Source organism: Tabrizicola sp., assembly GCF_036781545.1.
Taxonomy (GTDB): Bacteria; Pseudomonadota; Alphaproteobacteria; order Rhodobacterales; family Rhodobacteraceae; genus Tabrizicola.
This window is the reverse complement of record NZ_DAIQAT010000248.1, coordinates 1-3,419: the sequence shown is the minus strand read 5'-3', so window position 1 is coordinate 3,419 and position 3,419 is coordinate 1. Positions and strand designations below refer to the sequence as shown.

The 3,419-nt window shown below is 61.5% G+C and carries 5 protein-coding genes; all 5 read left to right on the top strand.

All coding sequences use genetic code 11. The features are described from left to right. Positions 1 to 67 precede the first annotated feature (67 nt). Entirely contained in the window at positions 68 to 727 is a 660-nt protein-coding gene (locus tag V7Q39_RS20140) for an alpha/beta hydrolase (protein ID WP_333818399.1), read from the top strand. Next, positions 727 to 999 (top strand): hypothetical protein, encoded by a 273-nt coding sequence (locus tag V7Q39_RS20135; RefSeq protein WP_333818398.1) that lies wholly within the window; start codon positions 727 to 729, stop codon positions 997 to 999. Before V7Q39_RS20140 ends, V7Q39_RS20135 begins: the two co-directional genes overlap by 1 nt. Before the next feature lie 13 nt (positions 1,000 to 1,012). Next, positions 1,013 to 1,597 carry an HD domain-containing protein gene (locus tag V7Q39_RS20130; protein WP_333818397.1) on the top strand — a complete coding sequence of 195 codons (585 nt, stop codon included), beginning with the start codon at positions 1,013 to 1,015 and terminating at the stop codon, positions 1,595 to 1,597. Positions 1,598 to 1,645: 48 nt separating this feature from the next. Continuing rightward, the gene (locus V7Q39_RS20125) at positions 1,646 to 2,266 is read left to right on the top strand and encodes a hypothetical protein (protein WP_333818396.1); all 621 of its coding nucleotides are present in this window, start codon (positions 1,646 to 1,648) and stop codon (positions 2,264 to 2,266) included. Positions 2,267 to 2,365: 99 nt separating this feature from the next. Then, positions 2,366 to 3,419 (top strand): NADP-dependent isocitrate dehydrogenase (locus tag V7Q39_RS20120; protein WP_333818395.1); only part of this gene is annotated, 1,054 nt, incomplete at its 3' end.

Here is a 3,419-nt window from a genome sequence, read left to right as displayed (position 1 = left end):
CTTTAGAACGGTTCTAGTTTAGCCGAGCGAAAGCGTCAAGAAATCGCTCCCGCATGAGAAGAGTGCAATGCCCGAAGTGATCTTTGCCGGCCCCGATGGACGCCTCGAGGGGCGCTACCACCCGCAGAAGGACCGCGACGCGCCGATCGCCATCGTGCTGCACCCGCACCCCGCCTATGGCGGAACGATGAACAACAAGGTGGTGTATAACCTGCACTACGCCTTCTACAACCTCGGCTTTACCGTACTGCGCTTCAACTTCCGCGGGGTCGGCAGATCGCAGGGCGAATACGACCAGGGGATCGGCGAATTGTCCGACGCGGCCTCGGCGCTCGACTACCTGCAGGCGATGAACCAGAACTCCAAGCAGTGCTGGGTCGCGGGCTTCTCCTTCGGGGCCTGGATCGGGATGCAGCTTCTGATGCGGCGACCCGAAATCACCGGCTTCGTCTCGGTCGCGCCGCCTGCTAACCTGTATGACTTCTCCTTCCTCGCCCCTTGCCCGTCTTCGGGACTGATCATCAACGGCACCGCCGACAAGGTGGCGCCGCCCAAGGACACCAAGTCTCTGGTCAACAAGCTGCATGAGCAGAAGGGCATCACCATCACCCACACGGAAATCGAGGGCGCGGACCATTTCTTCAAGGACGAAGAGGCGCATATGAAACCGATGATCCAGACGGTCTCGGACTATGTCCGCCGGAGGATGACCGAGGGGACGCGCTGATGTCCGTGCTGCAGGATATGGCGGACCGCCTCGCCGACGACGTGCTGGCCGCCGAGGCCGAACTGGGCGACGACCGCTTCTATGAGAAGGTCGCGCAGGTCCTGATGGCCGCCTCCCCCACCTTCCAGGAAGCCTACATCACCTCGATCCGCGTCCGCCTCGCCGAACGCCGGGGGCGCGACTTCCTGCAGCGGGCGCTTGCCGCCAAGCGCGGCGAGATCGTCGAGGAGGTCGCCGAAGAGCCGATCGAAGACATCAGTTCGGGCTATTGATGGGAAAGCTTCGGTGACGGGCCGGCTGGACCAGCAGTTCGCCTTCCTGAACGAGGCCGACCGGCTGAAATCGGTGATGCGTGCGACGACGCTGGTCGACGGGTCGCGACCAGAGAATTCCGGCGAACATTCCTGGCATCTGGCGCTTTATGCCCTAGTGCTGGCCGATCAGGCCGCGCCGGGCGTCAGCATCGACCGGGTGATCCGCATGCTGCTCCTGCATGATCTGGTTGAGATCGACGTCGGCGACGTTCCGATCCATTCGCAGAACGGTCAGGCGCATGCCAGCGTCGAGACCCAGGTCGCGGAGGCGAAGGCCGCCGACCGGATTTTCGGCTTGCTGCCCAGTGACCTGCGCGCCGATCTTCGCGCGCTTTGGGATGAGTTCGAGGCGGCCGAAACCCCCGACGCCCGCTTCGCCAAATCGCTGGACCGGGTGCAGCCGGTGATGGCGAACCTCATGTCGGGCGGCGGGACATGGAAGACATACGACGTCACCTATGACCAGCTTGAGGCGCGGGTGGGCGTGAAGATCGCCAAGGGCGCGCCAGGGCTGTGGGACTGGGTCAGGACAAAAGCGCTGGCGTGGTTTGGATAAGAAGTCTGCTGAATGGCGTCAAAGCAAGGGAGGGGCCCACTTCGACTGATGGCGGATGAGGTGGAGCAAACCTTGCTACCAACCCTGGCCTCTTCGGGCCTCTCACTTGATCAAGAAGCCCCACACCAAGGCAAATGGGATCGGACAGGATACGAATGGTATCTGAAGTTTGACGATCCGGCTTACGATGACTTGCGCTGCGAGATCATGGTTCGGCGGAAGAAAAGCACGATTGTAGTGATCCGTCTCGTCAGCGAAGTCCGGCCCGCCCAGTGGCAGAGCTGGTTTCACTACAATCTCGGGACGGCCGCAACTGACGCCCACGCGGGGACCAACTGGCAGCGCGAACTGTCCAGTCTGCCACTGTCCCGGATCGGACAGTCCCTATTCTTGGCCGATAACCTGCCCGGCCTTTGGAAGCTGAAATATGAGGATCGGTTGTGGTTGCGGCTCTTGATATGGGTCGGCACTTTACCTTGGACGATCTTCGCATTGCTCGGGCTTCTGCTAACCCTTCCCATCCTTGGCACGCGACAAAGAGGAGAGGCATCGCCAGCCGTACAATCCGGCCAAAGGCAAAGGCATATCGCGCTCCGCATGGCGCGCGATATGAATGCGCTTTTTCGGTCCGGCGTTCCCCTCTGGCTGTTTCAACCGGCCCGGGACTGATCTCCACACCACTTCGGTATACAATCGCATACCGCACTTCCCAAGCCTTCGCTTTTCCGCTATGCAGCCCGCAACCGAATCCCCTGACCGGAGTGACCCATGTCGAAGATCAAGGTAGCCAACCCCGTCGTCGAACTCGACGGCGACGAGATGACCCGGATCATCTGGGACTTCATCAAGAAGAAGCTGATCCTGCCCTACCTCGACATCGACCTGAAATACTACGACCTCGGGATCGAGGAGCGCGACCGCACCGACGACCAGATCACCATCGACGCCGCCAATGCAATCAAGCAATACGGCGTCGGCGTGAAATGCGCGACGATCACGCCGGATGAAGCCCGCGTGGAAGAGTTCGGCCTGAAGCAGATGTGGAAATCGCCGAACGGCACCATCCGCAACATCCTGGGCGGCGTGATCTTCCGCGAGCCGATCATCTGCAAGAACGTGCCGCGCCTTGTGCCGCACTGGACCCAGCCCATCGTCGTCGGCCGCCATGCCTTCGGCGACCAGTATCGCGCGACCGATTTCAAGTTCCCCGGCAAGGGCAAGCTGACGATGAAATATGTCGGCGACGACGGCACGGTGATCGAGCGCGACGTCTACTCCGCCCCCTCGGCCGGGGTCTACATGGGGATGTACAACCTCGACGACAGCATCACCGACTTTGCCCGCGCCTCGCTGAACTATGGGCTGGTGCGCAATATGCCGGTCTATCTCAGCACCAAGAACACCATCCTCAAGGCCTATGACGGACGCTTCAAGGACATCTTCCAGAAAGTCTTCGACGAGGAATTCGCGGAGGAGTTCAAGAAGCGCGGCCTGACCTACGAACACCGGTTGATCGACGACATGGTGGCCTCGGCGCTGAAATGGTCGGGCGGCTATGTCTGGGCCTGCAAGAACTATGACGGCGACGTGCAGTCCGACATCGTGGCGCAGGGCTTCGGCTCGCTGGGCCTGATGACCTCGGTCCTGATGACGCCCGATGGCAAGATCGTGGAAGCGGAAGCCGCCCATGGTACTGTGACCCGCCACTTCCGCGAGCATCAGAAGGGCAAGCAGACCTCGACCAACTCCATCGCCTCGATCTACGCTTGGACCGGCGGGCTGAAGCACCGCGCGAAGCTGGATGGCAACGACGCGCTGATGC